The following is a 16,583-nucleotide window of genomic DNA, read 5'->3' on the forward strand; positions in this document are numbered from 1 at the left end:
TGTATCTGAAATACGGGTTTTAGCGGATATAGATCAAACCGAACCTTTATTATGGCGCTTGTCTCGAGCAATTTGAGCTAAGCGTTCTAACCTACGTTTCACCTTTTCTGGTGCGTTTGCCGCCGTGGCCAGTAGATGTTGTTCAGCTATTTCACTGATTGGCTTTTGAATAATATCCGGTATTTTATCTTCTTTGGCTCTTTGTATTGAAGCCAGTTCAGGATTCACCTTAACCTCAATGCTTGATAATTGAGGTAATAGCTTCTCGCGTAACGTCATCATCAAACTATTACGTTCGTAATTCAAACGCATTGACCATGATGCCGAAGACGTTTCAATGATTAATGTGCCTTGGCGGTAATTACTGACGCGGCAGTGTTGAGCACAATTTAAGTGCTGCCTAACGGCTGCATTGAGTTTACTCAGTGCAATAGCACGTTGTTGGATGTTGTTTAAGCCTTTGTCATCCAGCAAACTTGCAGGGGTTTGAGGGCGATGGTCTCTCATAACACGTCTTCCGTATCAATAATTGAGGTCTAAGTCCTAATTTTTCGAATATGAAAAGAAAGACACCAGCTTTAGCCATAGGCTATGCCGTTAATATGGCTTATTATATCAGTTCTGTAAGTGAAGATACTCGAAACACATCGCTCATACTGAGGATTGTTTCTGTATAGCCCTTGAATTAATAAAAGAGTGGCACAATATCTCTTACAACCGTATTGTTTCAGTTGTTGGATTCACTGTCATATTGCATGACAGATTACCGGCGGGACAGGGATTAATGCTCCCCGAATGAAACCCTGATTAAGCTATTCAGCACGTATTATAAGCTGATATAACAAAGAGAAACGACATAGCCATGTTATCAAAACTACTGACTAAAGTTATCGGTAGCCGTAACGACCGCACTCTGCGTCGTATGCGCAAAATTGTCGATGAGATCAATAAACTAGAGCCTCAGTTTGACAGTCTACAAGATGAAGATTTAAAGGCTAAAACCGTTGAATTCCGCGAGCGTCTAGATCAAGGCGAATCATTAGATCTACTTCTACCTGAAGCATTTGCAACAGTACGCGAAGCATCAAAGCGTGTCTTTGGTATGCGTCACTTTGACGTGCAGCTGCTTGGTGGCATGGTACTGAATAATTGCCAAATTGCAGAAATGCGTACTGGTGAAGGTAAAACTCTAACCGCAACCTTACCGGCGTATTTAAATGCCTTGACTGGTAAAGGTGTTCACATTGTAACCGTGAACGATTACCTCGCCGCGCGAGATGCAGAAACTAACCGTGCATTGTTTGAATTCTTAGGTATGACCGTTGGTATCAACGTGCCTAATATGCCTCCTCAAGCAAAGAAAGAAGCATACAGTGCCGATGTACTTTACGGTACGAATAACGAATTTGGCTTCGATTACTTACGTGACAACATGGCTTTCCGCCCTGAAGATCGCGTACAACGTGAACGTTTCTTTGCCGTAGTCGATGAAGTGGATTCAATCTTAATCGATGAAGCTCGTACCCCGCTGATTATCTCTGGCCCTGCTGAAGATAGCTCAGATCTGTACACTAAAATTAATCTATTGATCCCACAGTTAGTAAAACAAGATCAAGAAGATAGCGAAGATTTCCGTGGCGAAGGCCACTACACTGTCGATGAAAAATCGAAGCAAACTCACCTGACAGAAAATGGTCAAGAGTTTGTTGAAGAGTTATTGACACAACAGGGAATGATGGCTGAGGACGATACTTTATATTCTCCTTCTAATATCAGCTTATTACATCATATTACTGCTGCTTTACGTGCCCATGTACTATTTGAACGTGATGTTGATTACATCGTAAAAGATGATGAAGTCATTATTGTTGATGAGCACACGGGTCGTACCATGCCTGGACGTCGTTGGTCTGAAGGTCTTCACCAAGCTGTTGAAGCGAAAGAAGGCGTTAAGATCCAGAACGAAAACCAAACACTGGCATCAATCACTTTCCAGAACTATTTCCGTCTGTACAGCAAGCTATCCGGTATGACGGGTACGGCAGATACAGAAGCATTTGAATTCCAGTCTATTTATGGTTTGGAAACTGTTGTAATGCCAACCAATAAGCCGATGGTCCGTGACGATATGGGCGATTTGGTTTATATGACAGAAGCTGAAAAGTTCGCGGCTATTTGTGAAGATATTAAAGAACGCTTTGCTAAAGGTCAGCCTGTTCTTGTCGGTACGGTTTCGATTGAAAAATCAGAATTGCTCTCTAATGCGCTGAAAAAAGAGGGTATTAAGCATGAAGTACTGAATGCTAAATTCCACGAAAAAGAAGCGTATATCATTGCAAATGCTGGTCAATCTGGCGCTGTAACCATCGCAACTAACATGGCTGGTCGTGGTACCGATATCGTGTTGGGCGGTAGCTGGCAGGAAGAAATTTCGAATCTGCAAGATCCAACTGATGCTCAAATTGCTCAGATTAAAACGGATTGGAAAGTACGTCATGAAACAGTATTAGCTGCTGGTGGCTTACATATCACGGGTACTGAGCGTCACGAATCTCGTCGTATCGATAACCAGCTTCGTGGTCGTTCTGGTCGTCAAGGTGATGCAGGTTCATCGCGCTTCTATCTTTCAATGGAAGATGGCTTGATGCGTATCTTTGCTTCAGATCGTGTATCAAACATGATGAAGAAGCTGGGTATGGAAGAAGGCGAAGCGATTGAGCACCCTTGGGTAACGAAAGCGATTGAAAACGCGCAGCGTAAAGTTGAAGGTCGTAACTTCGATATCCGTAAGCAATTGCTTGAATTCGATGATGTTGCCAACGATCAACGACAAGTGGTTTATGAACTACGTGATGAGTTGATGAATGCTGACGATATCAGCGACATGATTACGCAAAACCGTGATGATGTGATTCTTGCTGTTGTTGATACTTATATTCCACAACAGTCTCTTGAAGAAATGTGGGATATTAAAGGTCTAGAAGAACGCTTAAAAGCAGACTTTGATTTAGAACTCCCTATTCAAGAGTGGCTAGATACAGAAGAAAAACTTTACGAAGAAGCACTTCGTGAACGCATAGTTGCGAAAGCGATTGAAGTTTACCAGCAAAAAGAAGAAGTGGTTGGTGCTGAAGTACTGCGTAACTTTGAGAAAACTGTGATGTTGCAGAATCTTGATACGTTGTGGAAAGAGCACCTAGCGGCAATGGATCACCTTCGTCAAGGTATTCACCTTCGTGGTTACGCACAGAAAAACCCTAAGCAGGAATACAAGCGTGAATCGTTTGAACTGTTTGAGGAAATGCTAGATAGCTTGAAATCTGATGTTGTATCGATTTTGAGTAAAGTACGTGTGCAGCAACAAGAAGAAGTTGATCGCATGGAAGAAGAACGTCGCCAACAGGCTGAAGAGCTTGCACGTCGTCAGCAGTACCAGCATCAAAATGCTGCAAGTCAAATTGCAGATGAAAGCGATGCTGAACAGCCTGCAGAGTCTGGTACGTTTGAACGTGAAACGCGTAAGGTTGGTCGTAACGAACCTTGCCCATGTGGTTCTGGTAAGAAATACAAGCAATGTCACGGTAAGATCAACTAAACGATCTTCTGTTCATTGTTGTGTTAATAAAGAAGGCCGCTGATGCGGCCTTTTTATTAACATAAATTAGAAGCTAGAAGCTAGAAGCGAGAAAGCAGTCAGTGGATTGTGATGATCAAGGAAAGTCCTCTGATTATCTAGTGATCAAATATGCTTTCATTACTCGCCATTCATACAAAAGGTAAAGGCGTTGAACAAAAAAGTTATTTGGATTTCTGCAGGGATCATTCTAAACCCTCAAGGGGATCAGGTTTTTATTACTCGTCGTGCTGATAAGGCGCATCAAGGTGGGTTTTGGGAATTCGCGGGTGGCAAAGTCGAAGTCAATGAAACCGCAGAGCAGGCGGTGGTACGTGAATTATTTGAAGAAGTAGGTATTCGCGTTACCGAGATCGAACATTTCATGGCATTGGATCATGACTATCCAGATAAAGCCTTAAAGTTTGATTTCTTTTTGGTGAAAGCGTTTAGCGGTGAAGCGTACGGGAAAGAAGGGCAACCTAGTGAGTGGGTTAATCTGTGCGATTTAGCTAACTACTGTTTTCCTGAAGCGAATGAAGCGGTCTTGCATAAGTTGATGAGCAAGTAACATCTAACGTATAGATAGTGGCAGGCACAGACTCTGTATATAGCTGTTAACCTGCCTTTAGTGACTCATCAAAGAGGCATCATTTAAGCCATCGTTTAAGCTATCGTTTAATATCCCATATCTTCCGACCAGCCATCTGAATCAGATAAATCAGGTGCGCCCGGAATTGACTTCTCTTCTTCTGCCCATTCACCCAGATCAATTAACTGACAACGCTTGGTACAAAAAGGGCGGTAAGGGCTTTGCTCTCCCCATTCCACTTCTTTCTTGCACGTAGGGCATTTAACAATAATGGGTGTTGTTGACGTGTTTGATTGTGACACGGGTAACCTCAGCAAATAGCTAATTTAAATTCAATGGTATCAGCAATCGTTGCACCTTCTTCAAAAGGAATGAAGCGAATAGCAAAACGACCACGATGTCCTGATATCATAGGGTATACACCATAGCTAGGGCAAATTTGTAATCGTAATAGGCTGGCATCTTCTGCGGTATGTTGAAAGAAACCTGCTCGCGCTATTTGTGGCTGGAACGGCCCCGACTCTCGGGTAAAGCGCAGCCATAAGTTTAATGCATCAGTCATTTCAGTTAGCTGGGATAGCCAAGTACTTAAGTCATTCTGCTTATGCGCCAGAGGCAAATGTAGCCAATGATGCAAGGTCGGTAAATCAAAACAACAGCTACCACCTGGAATTGAAAAGCGCTGTTTAATACCACTTAAGAAACGATCATCTCGTAAATCTTGACCTAATCGGTTGGCAGCAATCAATTTATGATGTGCCATATCCATACTATCAAGTAGCTCTAATAAGGCATTTTGATCAACCCCATCGATGTTGAGCCAATTTTTTAGTTTGCACCGCTGTTTTTCAAGATCTTTTGCGAGCTCTGTTTTGAGTTGCACTTGATCTAAAATTTCTAATAGATCAAACAAAGCACGGAAAAAGATTTGATGCTGCCATTGATCGCTCAACTGGCTCGCGTGAGTCATTTGTCGAATTAAATATTCAAGACGTAAGTAAATACGTACTTTCTCATTTAGTGGGTGTTCAAATCTGTTAGTTTGCATATGTTGTCATCTACTTAATTTTGACAGCTGTATTATTGATAAATAAGCAGCCTTTTAATAAAGATGGCTCATTTTTATGTATTCTTGATGTAATTCGGCCACTTTATTTTTAAGCTCTGCACTATTGCCATTATTGCTAATAATGTCATCAGCGGCTGCATTCCGATTTTGACGAGACGCTTGTGCCATCAGGATTTTTTTTACGTGTTCTGGTGCCACATTATCTCGTGTTTGAGTGCGCTTAATTTGTACCGACTCGTCGACATCAACCACTAATAAACGATGAGTCATCGTTTGCAGGTTATTCTCTACCATTAAAGGAACCACCAATAAGCAATATGGCGATGTTGCTTTACTGATATTTGAGAGCATTTTTTCTCGAATCAATGGGTGCAATAAACCATTGAGCCAGTCTTTAAGTTGCTGCTGGTTAAAGATAGCGTTTCTTAGCTTACTGCGATCAAGCGTGCCGTCTGTCAACAGGATGTCAGCGCCCAATTTGTCTACAATTGCGTTTAACCCTGTAGTATTAGGTTCAACCACTTCTCGGGCTATGATATCAGCATCAATAATATCAATGCCATAGTCGCCAAAAAGGTTGGCAACTGTTGTTTTACCGCTACCAATACCGCCTGTCAGCCCAATAACCATCGTCATCATTACATGCCTATATATGAATGGAGATACCAACCAATAACTTGATCGCCCCATAGAATGCTAATCCAGCCTGCCATGGCGAGGTAAGGACCAAATGAAAAAGGTGTTTGTGAATCAGAACGTTGCACTCTTAATAAGATAATGCCACAGACTGCGCCAACCAAGGAAGAAAGTAATACCACAAAAGGTAAACTTTGCCAGCCAAGCCAAGCCCCCAGAGCGGCTAACAGCTTAAAATCACCGTACCCCATGCCTTCTTTACCGGTTATCAGTTTAAAGCACCAAAATAGGCTCCAAAGTGACAGATAGCCCACCATCGCACCAATAATGGCATCTTGCAGTGATACCGGGCTCAAGCCCACGAGGGAAGCCGCAATACCAGCCCACATCAAAGGGAGAGTAATTTGGTCGGGCAGTAACATGGTATCGATATCAATAAAAGTCAGGGCAATCAGGGCGAAACTGAAAAAGATAACCGCAATAGCCCATAATGATGGCGGTAACATTAGTGCAATAATGGTGGTCATTACTGCAGTTAACAGTTCAATGGTAGGGTAGCGAGCACTGATTTTTACGCCACAGGCACTGCATTTCCCTTTTAACACTAACCAACTTATAACTGGGATGTTTTCCCACATGGTGATGGTGTGTTGGCAATGAGGACAGCGTGAACGTGGCACACTAAGATTAAAAACAGCCGCAGTTGCTGAAGGGGGATTACCCTTCTCTTGTTTGGCTTCTTTATCAAATTCAGGAAAGCATTCAATGCAATCAGCTTTCCATTGTCGTTCCATCATGATCGGTAAGCGGTGGATCACCACATTCAAAAAACTACCAATGAGCAAACCAAAAATAGCGGCAAAAACCGGAAATAACCAAGGGTAGTATGTAAACAATTCCATTGCGGGTCCGAATATTGATAAAGGATTGAGACTAAATGTATTTTACCGTGTTTTTTAGCACAGAGTGAGCAATCGGAGGCAAAGTCGCTTATCTCCTGCAGAAAATACGTAAGATTGGCTAATTTCGAGGGAGTATGAGCGCTAACGTTAACCCATTACACTCATTAAACTGAATATTGGCATGTACATCGCGACTAATAAGCCGCCGATTAACCCACCTAAAATAATGATGATTAAAGGTTCGAGAATTTTACCCAGATTATCAACCGTATTATCGACATCATTCTCGTACAGCAATGCCATTTTATTGAGCATGTCATCCAGTGAGCCTGATTCTTCACCGATCATTGTCATCTGCAACATAAGCTCAGGAAAAACGCCAGACTGGCGTAGGGCGAGATATAACGGCATACCGGCCGCAGTATTGGCGTGAGCTTCATACACCGCATTCGTAATATACAAGTTACCGGCAGTTTTACCTGCTGATTGTAAACCCGAGAGCAAGGGAATACCGGCAGTAAAGGTGGTGGCAAGGGTACGCGCAAACCGTGCAATGGTCGCTTTCAGTAATACATTGCCTAAAATCGGTAACCGTAAACTCAACCTGTCGACTTTCAGTCTAAAATTATACGATTTTTTATGGCTGTAATAATACAGGCAAATTACCGAGACGAGCGCGATGATAAGGTAAAGCCCATGAGCGATCAAAAAATCTGAGGCATTAATCACTAGCTGGGTAAACAGTGGCAAGTCAGCACCAAAACTGCTGAATATGCTAGCAAACTGAGGGATCACAAATACCAGCATCATCACGGTTACGATGACTGCGGCAAGGGTAACCATAGTAGGGTAAATCATGGCTTTGATGACCTTTTTTCGCATGATTTCACCCTTTTCACGGTAAGTGGCTATGCGCGAAAAGATTTCACCAAGGTGACCAGTTTGCTCTCCAGTTGCTACAAGGTCGCAATAGAAATCATCAAACAGTGGTGAGCTGGTTTTTAAGGCTTTAGACAGTGATGCTCCCGCTTCAACTTGCATGGTGACTTGGGTGAGTGCTGCCCGTACTTCTGCTTTGTGGTGGCTATTAGAAATCAATTTTAACGATTGAACCACAGGCACGCCAGATTCGATCATGGTGGCTAATTGACGAGTGGTTTCTGTGATGTCTTCAGATTTCATTTGGTTTCTGAGTTTATTGAAGGTGGAAGGCTTACGGCGTTTAATTTTTTTTATATGGATCTTTTGTTCGGTCAGTTTGCTACGAACTTCTTGTTCTTGATAGCCAATAATGACGCCAGAAACTTTACGCCCTGCTTGGTTAGATCCGCGCCAGTGGTAATAACGCAATTTAGTGGCTGGATTCATGATTTATCCTACTTAAGGGATGATTGAGCAATAACAATAATCAGTAATGCAGTATTCGCTGTAGTTCGATTAAGCTGGTGGTGCCCGCCATTAATTTTTCAATGCCAGATTGTTGTAATCGCTGCATACCTTGTTGGCAGGCAATACGTTCAAGCTCTAGGGTCGATGCGCCCGCGACGAGTGCCTGAGCTAGCTCTGGGCTAAATGGCATGACTTCATAGATGCCGACTCGCCCGATATAGCCTTTGTTGCAATCATCACAGCCCCGTTCGCTGGCTTTATAAATTGGGCTACCGACTGGTATTTCAAACTTGTCTCTGGTGAGGGCGTCTAGATCGTGTATTTGTTTGCAGTACGGGCATAAACGGCGTGCTAAACGCTGGGCGATAATTAAGCTGAGTGATGACGCGAGATTAAAATCTTCAATGCCCATATTGGTTAAACGCGTAATGGTTTCGGCGGCAGAATTGGTATGCAAGGTCGAGAGTAACAAATGACCAGTTTGAGCGGCTTTTACTGCAATCGCTGCGGTTTCTATGTCGCGTATTTCACCGACCATTACCACATCTGGATCTTGGCGAAGAAACGATCGTAGCGCATCAGAAAAGTTGAGCCCAACTTGGGTATTGATATGGACTTGGTTAATGCCCGGCAGGTTGATCTCGACCGGATCTTCAGCGGTAGAAATATTACGCTCTTCGGTATTAAGAATTTTCAGCCCGGTATATAGCGAAACGGTTTTACCGCTGCCTGTTGGCCCGGTCATTAAGATCATGCCTTGCGGTTGTGCTAATGCGGCAAGGTAGTTGAGCTTTTGTTTGTCGTTATAACCCAGAATATCAATATCTAAACTGGCGGCAGAGCTATCAAGGATCCGCAGTACCACTTTTTCACCCCATAACGTTGGCAGCGATGATACCCGCAGATCAATCGCTAGCGTTGGGGTTAATTTTAGTTTAATGCGCCCATCTTGGGGTTTACGGCGCTCGGCAATATTGAGTTTTGACATTACCTTTAAACGAGTCGATAAGCGGCGCGATAACGTCGTGGGTGGGGTAGCATGTTGATGCAAAATACCATCGCAGCGAAAACGGATCCGGTAGCTTTCTTCATAGGGTTCAAAATGAATATCAGAGGCTTTTTTACGTACTGCTTCTAATAATATTTGGTTGATATAGCGGGTAACGGGGGCACTGTCTCGGCTTAAATCGGTGGTATCGTCAATTTCCCCTTCGCTAATATCGACCAAGTTGTTTAAATCTTGGTTACTGATATCGCGCGCGTGTTCGGTTTCACCGACATCACTGCCGTACATGCGTCGAATGGCGCTTTCGAGTTGCTTATTGTCTAGCAGCAGCAGCTCAACATTTTTGCCGGTAGCAAAACGGAATTCGTCTTGTGCATCGAGATTGGTGGGGTCGCTAATGCCCAGAAATAGGCTGGTATCGTTAAATTGCAGCGGAATCGCCCGATGGCGTAATACCAATTCACGTTGGTAGACTTTTTTGCAGCACTCTGCGTAATCGTATTGGTGAATATCAATCAGCGCGATAGCAAAAATGTGTTCGATATGGCGGGCAAGTTCACTGTCGCTGAATATGCCCAAATACGTTAAAGCAGAAGGCACGTTAATGCCTTCTGCATGCACGGTATCGACCACGTTTTGCTCTTGCACCAAGCTGATTAAATCAGCCTGATGCAAGATAGAAGCAAGGTTGGTTTGCATTAGGTTATTGTTATATCAGGCGTACAGCCTCTTGGAGCGATCGCTGCTTCTGCCGATGTATCACACTTCCAAAGACCATTTACATCTCGAGATAAACGAATTTTTTCTCCTGATACTGGACCTGCGTCAAAAGTAAATCTAATTTCTCCTTCTCCTGCCGTTGTTCCTGCTTTGGTAGAAACTTTACCCTCACCTAAATCTTCAACGGTACCTAGGCGGGCAAAGGAAGGAGCATCTGCGGCTGTTGTTACAGGGAAGCTACTTTCTGTTGCTACATAATCTTCGATATTAGTTTTTAATGCTGCAATGTTTGCTAGCCCGACACCTAAAGTTGATTTTTTTACATAGTTTTGATATTGAGGAACTGCAATAGCAGTAAGCACCCCAATTACTGCCACCACAATCATCAATTCAATTAACGTAAAACCTTTTTGCATCTTTTTCATTATTCTTTCCCTTATATTGCCCGTAAGCATTAAATTTAAGTGGGTTCAGAATACGAGTAGACTTCAAGTGGCTGAATAGTAATGAAAAGGTTACGCGGTGCAGTTTGAATTAATTCAACGCTGGTTACATCTGTTGCATATGATGGTTAGAGGCAAATTTAAATTTAGAGGGGAAATGGAGGGTAGTGTTCTAAGTATCAGTTATTGAAAGGAAAAGCTTGTTTAAAAAGCGAGCTGTTTAGGTAATGAACCTAGATGCTCGCTTTTTATTTTATTCGCAGCAATGCTTACATTACGGCATGTCTGCTTGGTCTGTTGTTACTTAAAGCGGCTAGATAAAGTGCCTTGACAAACCGCCTAGACAAATCGCATTGATAAATCCATCGCTTTAAGGTGCTTGGTCAGTGCGCCGACAGAAATATAATCGACCCCTGTTTCTGCGTATTCACGGATGGTTTCTAGCGTGACGTTGCCAGAGTTTTCTAATGCCGCACGACCTGCATTTAGGGTAACGGCTTCGCGCATCATGTCAGTAGTGAAGTTATCTAGCATGATAATATCGGCCCCCGCATCGATTGCCAACTGCAGCTCTGCAAGGCTCTCGGTTTCGATTTCCACCGGTTTACCTGGGTTTAAGCGCTTCGCTGTGCTGATGGCTTGGTTGATGCCACCACATGCAATAATGTGATTTTCTTTGATCAGGTAAGCATCGAATACACCAATGCGGTGGTTATAACCGCCACCACAGGTAACGGCATATTTTAGGGCACTGCGTAAGCCTGGAATGGTTTTACGGGTATCAAGTAGGCGAGTATTCGTGCCTTCAAGTTGCTTGGCGTATTCTGCGACAGTTGTAGCACAACCTGACAACGTTTGAATAAAGTTCATCGCATTACGTTCGCCTGTCAGTAGCGCGCGTGATGGTCCTGTTAATGTACATAACGTTTGATTTGGTTCTACCGTATCACCATCTTGTACGTGCCATTCGATAGCCACTTCGCCACCTAATTGCTTAAAGACTTCTTCTGCCCACATTTGCCCACAAAATACGCCATGTTCGCGGGTGATGATCGTCGCAACACCTTGGCTGTCAGCGGGGATCAAACTTGCGGTAATGTCTAATGACGCATCGATTTCGCCACCCAGATCTTCGCGTAGGCTATCAGCGACTGCGCGCGTGATTTCTAGGGGAAGTTGCTGCTTTAAATAGTGTAAGCGCGATTCGCTGTCGTGCTTTCTTTCCATTGTTGTCATGACGTATCCGCAAATAGGTTGAGTGCTAATGAACAGGAGAATGACTTCTCAGAGCTTTATAAGCTGGATCATACCTTGAGCGTGAATAAGATGCGAGATCAGAGGGTCGGGTTTCTTATGATCAAATAACAAGGAAGATAGATCTAACCGCTAAGATCAGCGAGACTAAACATACACTCTCAATATTGAACTGAAGAATATGACATTAACGGTTAACAGTGATCATTGGCTTGATGGGGTAAAACATGTACCGTCACCATTTTTTGATCTGCGCCCCGATGCGCAAGATGTGTCTTTGCTGGTGGTACATAATATTAGTTTGCCACCAGGGGAGTTTGGTGGGCCGTATATCGAACAATTGTTTACTGGGAAGCTGAATCCGAACGAACATCCCTATTTCGGGGTAATTTCAGGCTTTCGTGTGTCTGCTCACTGTTTAATTAGGCGGAATGGCGATATCATTCAATTTGTACCGTTTGATTGTCGGGCATGGCATGCTGGAGTGTCACAATTTGCCAAGCGCGACAAATGCAATGATTATTCTATTGGTATAGAACTGGAAGGAACGGACACCCTCCCTTACACCCAAGCTCAGTATGCAACATTGACTGAGTTATCTCGGGTTATCATGACACATTATCCATATATCGATTCTTCCCGTATTACTGGGCATGAATTTATTGCGTCTGGACGTAAAACAGATCCCGGTTTAGCGTTTGATTGGCATGCATTTAAAGCAACATTGCGTGTTAATGGATAAATCATAATCAGTATTGAGTCAGAAAATTTGGCGTTAAGTAATACGCTGTAACAATCAAGTTGATTGGTCAGACCATCGCTTGTTTTCTTGCTCAAACTAGCGCTAGCTCCTGTTGCCACCTATGGTTCGTATTGTTTTAACAAGTTTTCATAATTTGACATTTTTGTTAAATCCACCCTGCTTCTATGATTTCCATCAAGTCGCGGCTAGACATCTATAATTATTTCTGTAGAATTTCGCCCAGTTAATAAATTGGTAAGACCAATTGTCCACGCTTAGTTTAAGAGTGGATTTGCCTGAAACAATATAAGTATAAGAAGCATAACGATAAATGACTTATAAACGAATTCGCCAACCTAAGCTCTCTGATGCCATCGAGCAAGAACTGGAACGTTGGATCTTGGAAGGCATCTTGTCTTCTGGTCAACAATTGCCTCCAGAGCGTGAGTTAGCTAAGCAATTCGATGTTTCACGCCCTTCGGTACGAGAAGCGATTCAACGGCTTGAGGCTAAAAATTTGCTAACACGCCGTCAGGGCGGTGGAACATTTGTAACAGATAAACTCTGGGAGAGTTTTTCTGAGCCTTTGTTGGAATTATTAGCGTCGCACCCTGAAACACAATTAGATTTACTTGAGTCTCGTCATGCCCTTGAAGGCTTAGCTGCCTATTACGCAGCGTTACGCGGCACAGAAGAAGATTTTACTCGTATTCGTGATTGTCATACACGAATAGAGGAAGCTCAGCAACAAGGTGATTTAAAAGCTGAAGCATCAGCTGTAATGCAGTATTTGATCGCGGTAACAGAATCCGCGCATAACGTCGTACTGCTTCATATCATTCGTAGCCTTGCCCCTTTGCTTGAGCAAAACGTATTACAAAACTTTGAACTATTGAACCGCCGCGAAAGCGTAGTGGGGAAAGTGAGAAAGCATCGAGCCGATATTGTGCAAGCGATTGTTTCCGGACAACCTGAAAAGGCCCGTGAAGCGTCCCATGCACATTTGGCTTTCATTGAGGAAACATTGTTGGAATTATCGCGTGAAGATAGCAGGCGTGAACGCTCTCTTCGTCGAATTCAACAGCGCAAGGACGGGCTGGATTAATACCTTCATAACTATAACGTAAGGTATTAAACAGTCGCGACATTGTAAGTTTTGTAGATTATCAACGAAAGGAAGATTGCATGTCTGAAGTCATGAAAAATGACGTTGACGTACTTGAGACTCAAGAGTGGCTAGAAGCTCTAGAATCAGTAGTCCGTGAAGAAGGTGTAGAACGCGCACAGTACTTACTTGAACAAGTTCTGGATAAAGCACGTTTAGACGGTGTAGATATGCCAACTGGCATGACTACCAACTACATTAATACGATTCCATCAGCACAAGAGCCTGCGTATCCTGGTGATACTACTCTTGAGCGCCGTATTCGTTCCATTATCCGTTGGAACGCAATCATGATCGTACTACGTGCTTCTAAAAAAGATTTAGACCTAGGTGGCCACATGGCTTCTTACCAGTCTGCTTCTGCATTCTACGAAGTATGTTTCAACCACTTCTTCCGTGCACCAAACGAAGTTGATGGCGGCGATTTGGTGTATTACCAAGGTCACATCTCTCCGGGTATCTATTCTCGTGCGTTTGTTGAAGGCCGTTTAACTGAAGAACAGTTAGATAATTTCCGTCAAGAAGTTGATGGTAAAGGTATTCCTTCATACCCACACCCTAAACTGATGCCTGAATTCTGGCAGTTCCCAACAGTTTCTATGGGTCTTGGTCCTATTTCAGCTATCTATCAAGCACGTTTCCTTAAGTACTTGGCTGGTCGTGGTCTGAAAGATACATCAGCTCAACGTGTTTACGCGTTCTTGGGCGATGGCGAGATGGATGAGCCAGAATCACGTGGTGCGATTTCATTCGCTGCACGTGAAAAGCTAGATAACCTATGTTTCCTAATCAACTGTAACCTACAGCGCCTAGATGGCCCTGTTATGGGTAACGGTAGCATCATTCAAGAACTAGAAGGCCTATTTAAGGGCGCTGGCTGGAATGTTGTTAAAGTGATCTGGGGTAACAACTGGGATTCACTATTAGCAAAAGACACCACAGGTAAGCTTCTTCAGTTAATGAACGAAACTATCGATGGTGACTACCAAACATTCAAATCTAAAGACGGTGCTTACGTACGTGAACACTTCTTTGGTAAGTACCCAGAAACAGCTGCACTCGTTGCAGATATGACTGATGACCAAATCTTCGCACTTAAGCGTGGTGGTCACGAGTCTTCTAAGCTGTTTGCTGCGTTCAACAATGCAAAAGAAACTGAAGGTCGTCCTACAGTAATTCTTGCTAAAACTGTAAAAGGTTACGGCATGGGTGAAGCGGCTGAAGGTAAGAACATTGCGCACGGTGTTAAGAAAATGGACATGACACATGTTCAACACCTACGTGATCGTTTAGGTCTGCAAGATCTTGTTTCTGATGAAGAAATGAAAGCTCTTCCATACCTGAAACTGGAAGATGGTTCTGCAGAATATAACTACCTGCACGCTCGCCGTAACGCTCTACACGGCTACACACCTAAGCGTCTGCCTAAGTTCACACAAGAATTTAAGGTGCCTGCATTAGAGGAATTCGCACCTCTACTGGGTGAGCAGAAGCGTGATATCTCTACGACTATGGCTTATGTACGTACGCTAAATATCTTACTGAAAGATAAAAGTATCGGTAAGAATATCGTACCAATCATCTGTGATGAAGCACGTACGTTCGGTATGGAAGGTCTGTTCCGTCAGGTTGGTATCTACAACCCACACGGCCAAGAATACACGCCTGAAGACCGCGGTGTAGTTTCTTACTACAAAGAAGCGACGTCTGGTCAGGTTCTGCAAGAAGGTATCAACGAGCTTGGCTCAATGGCATCTTGGGTTGCTGCGGCAACGTCTTACAGCACCAACGATCTGCCAATGATCCCATTCTACATCTACTACTCAATGTTCGGTTTCCAACGTATTGGTGACATGGCATGGCTAGCAGGTGACCAACAAGCACGTGGTTTCCTACTGGGTGCTACTGCTGGTCGTACAACACTGAATGGTGAAGGTCTACAACATGAAGATGGTCATTCTCATGTTCTGGCGAACACAATTCCAAACTGTATCTCTTACGACCCAACGTTTGCTTACGAAGTTGCGGTTATCATGCAAGACGGTATCCGTCGCATGTACGGTGAGAACCAAGAGAACATTTACTACTACCTAACGGTAATGAACGAAAACTACGCAATGCCAGCAATGCCAGAAGGCGCTGAAGAAGGCATTCGTAAAGGTATCTACAAGCTAGAATCTTACGCTGGTGAGAAAGCTAAAGTTCAGTTAATGAGCTCTGGTACTATCATGAACGAAGCGCGTAAAGCAGCACAGATCCTTAGCGATGACTACGGCGTTGCCTCTGATGTTTACTCTGTAACGTCTTTCAACGAATTGACACGTGACGGCCAAGCTATCGAGCGTGACAACATGCTTCACCCAGAAGCTGAAGAGAAAGTACCGTACATCACTCAAGTTCTTGGTAACGAACCTGCAATCGCAGTGACGGATTACATGAAGAACTACGCTGAGCAAGTACGTGCATTCGTTCCTGCTGAGTCTTACAAAGTACTTGGTACTGATGGTTTCGGTCGTTCTGATAGCCGTGAGAACCTACGTCGTCACTTCGAAGTTAATGCGGGCTACGTTGTAGTTGCAGCACTAGCAGAATTGGCAAAACGAGGTGATATCGAAAAATCTGTTGTTGCACAAGCAATCGCTAAATTCGACATCGATGCAGACAAGACGAACCCGCTATACGCGTAAGAGGCAATTAAACATGGCAATCGAAATTAATGTACCTGACATTGGTGCAGACGAGGTTGAAGTAACTGAGATTCTTGTTAGCGTTGGCGACAAGGTTGAAGAAGAGCAATCTCTGATCACTGTAGAAGGTGACAAAGCCTCTATGGAAGTACCAGCTTCTCAAGCGGGTATCGTTAAAGAAATCAAAATCGCTGAAGGCGATACGGTTTCTACTGGTTCTTTAATCATGATCTTTGAAGCAGAAGGCGCAGCAGCTGCGCCTTCTGCTTCAAAGATCATGATTAAAGAACCAGTAGAAACCGTATCGCCTTCAGCGATTTTGATTTCTTTAACGATACCCGCTTGAGAAGCTGGTACTTCCATAG

At 43.6% G+C, this 16,583-nt stretch carries 14 protein-coding genes and 2 pseudogenes; 6 read left to right on the forward strand and 10 right to left on the reverse strand.

From position 1 onward, the window contains the following. Nucleotides 1-33 precede the first annotated feature (33 nt). Entirely contained in the window at nt 34-507 is a 474-nt protein-coding gene (locus tag C9J12_RS16650) for a DUF721 domain-containing protein (protein WP_107243739.1), read from the reverse strand. A 355-nt stretch (nt 508-862) separates the two neighbouring features. Between C9J12_RS16650 and secA the strand changes: the two genes are divergently transcribed. Both secA and mutT read left to right on the forward strand, forming a co-directional pair. Then, the gene (gene secA, locus C9J12_RS16655) at nt 863-3,595 is read left to right on the forward strand and encodes a preprotein translocase subunit SecA (RefSeq protein WP_107243740.1); all 2,733 of its coding nucleotides are present in this window, start codon (nt 863-865) and stop codon (nt 3,593-3,595) included. A 190-nt stretch (nt 3,596-3,785) separates the two neighbouring features. Further along, on the forward strand, nt 3,786-4,184 hold the full coding sequence (mutT, locus tag C9J12_RS16660) for an 8-oxo-dGTP diphosphatase MutT (RefSeq protein ID WP_107243741.1): 399 nt from the start codon (nt 3,786-3,788) through the stop codon (nt 4,182-4,184). A gap of 107 nt (nt 4,185-4,291) precedes the next feature. Here the strand turns inward: mutT and yacG are convergent, their stop codons facing one another. The 8 genes from yacG to nadC all read right to left on the reverse strand — a co-directional run bounded on the left by yacG (nt 4,292) and on the right by nadC (nt 11,597). Beyond that, nucleotides 4,292-4,507 (reverse strand): DNA gyrase inhibitor YacG, encoded by a 216-nt coding sequence (gene yacG, locus C9J12_RS16665; RefSeq protein ID WP_107243742.1) that lies wholly within the window; start codon nt 4,505-4,507, stop codon nt 4,292-4,294. 8 nt (nt 4,508-4,515) lie between these two features. Further along, nucleotides 4,516-5,253 carry a cell division protein ZapD gene (gene zapD, locus C9J12_RS16670; protein ID WP_011219765.1) on the reverse strand — a complete coding sequence of 246 codons (738 nt, stop codon included), beginning with the start codon at nt 5,251-5,253 and terminating at the stop codon, nt 4,516-4,518. Between the two features lie 54 nt (nt 5,254-5,307). Beyond that, entirely contained in the window at nt 5,308-5,910 is a 603-nt protein-coding gene (gene coaE / locus C9J12_RS16675; RefSeq protein WP_107243743.1) for a dephospho-CoA kinase, read from the reverse strand. A 2-nt stretch (nt 5,911-5,912) separates the two neighbouring features. After that, the gene (locus tag C9J12_RS16680; RefSeq protein WP_107243744.1) at nt 5,913-6,812 is read right to left on the reverse strand and encodes a prepilin peptidase; all 900 of its coding nucleotides are present in this window, start codon (nt 6,810-6,812) and stop codon (nt 5,913-5,915) included. A gap of 147 nt (nt 6,813-6,959) precedes the next feature. Then, a complete protein-coding gene (locus C9J12_RS16685; RefSeq protein ID WP_107243745.1) occupies nt 6,960-8,180 on the reverse strand; it encodes a type II secretion system F family protein in 1,221 nt (406 codons plus the stop codon). 40 nt (nt 8,181-8,220) lie between these two features. Continuing rightward, the gene (gene pilB / locus C9J12_RS16690; protein ID WP_107243746.1) at nt 8,221-9,906 is read right to left on the reverse strand and encodes a type IV-A pilus assembly ATPase PilB; all 1,686 of its coding nucleotides are present in this window, start codon (nt 9,904-9,906) and stop codon (nt 8,221-8,223) included. Next, nucleotides 9,906-10,352, reverse strand: a complete 447-nt coding sequence (locus C9J12_RS16695; RefSeq protein ID WP_107243747.1) for a pilin — start codon at nt 10,350-10,352, stop codon at nt 9,906-9,908. Before C9J12_RS16695 ends, pilB begins: the two co-directional genes overlap by 1 nt. A gap of 357 nt (nt 10,353-10,709) precedes the next feature. Next, a complete protein-coding gene (gene nadC, locus C9J12_RS16700; protein WP_107243752.1) occupies nt 10,710-11,597 on the reverse strand; it encodes a carboxylating nicotinate-nucleotide diphosphorylase in 888 nt (295 codons plus the stop codon). 208 nt (nt 11,598-11,805) lie between these two features. Between nadC and ampD the strand changes: the two genes are divergently transcribed. The 4 genes and pseudogenes from ampD to C9J12_RS16720 all read left to right on the forward strand — a co-directional run. Next, nucleotides 11,806-12,366 carry a 1,6-anhydro-N-acetylmuramyl-L-alanine amidase AmpD gene (gene ampD, locus C9J12_RS16705; RefSeq protein ID WP_107243748.1) on the forward strand — a complete coding sequence of 187 codons (561 nt, stop codon included), beginning with the start codon at nt 11,806-11,808 and terminating at the stop codon, nt 12,364-12,366. A 331-nt stretch (nt 12,367-12,697) separates the two neighbouring features. Continuing rightward, a complete protein-coding gene (gene pdhR, locus C9J12_RS16710) occupies nt 12,698-13,471 on the forward strand; it encodes a pyruvate dehydrogenase complex transcriptional repressor PdhR (protein ID WP_107243749.1) in 774 nt (257 codons plus the stop codon). An 80-nt stretch (nt 13,472-13,551) separates the two neighbouring features. Beyond that, nucleotides 13,552-16,218, forward strand: a complete 2,667-nt coding sequence (gene aceE / locus C9J12_RS16715) for a pyruvate dehydrogenase (acetyl-transferring), homodimeric type (protein ID WP_107243750.1) — start codon at nt 13,552-13,554, stop codon at nt 16,216-16,218. Between the two features lie 13 nt (nt 16,219-16,231). Beyond that, nucleotides 16,232-16,487: pseudogene (locus tag C9J12_RS16720) on the forward strand (biotin/lipoyl-containing protein); the annotation flags it as partial. A gap of 46 nt (nt 16,488-16,533) precedes the next feature. Here C9J12_RS16720 and C9J12_RS31620 read toward each other — a convergent pair. Further along, nucleotides 16,534-16,581 (reverse strand): annotated as a pseudogene (locus tag C9J12_RS31620) (hypothetical protein); the annotation flags it as partial. Nucleotides 16,582-16,583: the final 2 nt, after the last annotated feature.

The sequence above is a fragment of the Photobacterium frigidiphilum genome (genome assembly GCF_003025615.1).
GTDB classification, from domain to species: domain Bacteria; phylum Pseudomonadota; class Gammaproteobacteria; order Enterobacterales; family Vibrionaceae; genus Photobacterium; species Photobacterium frigidiphilum.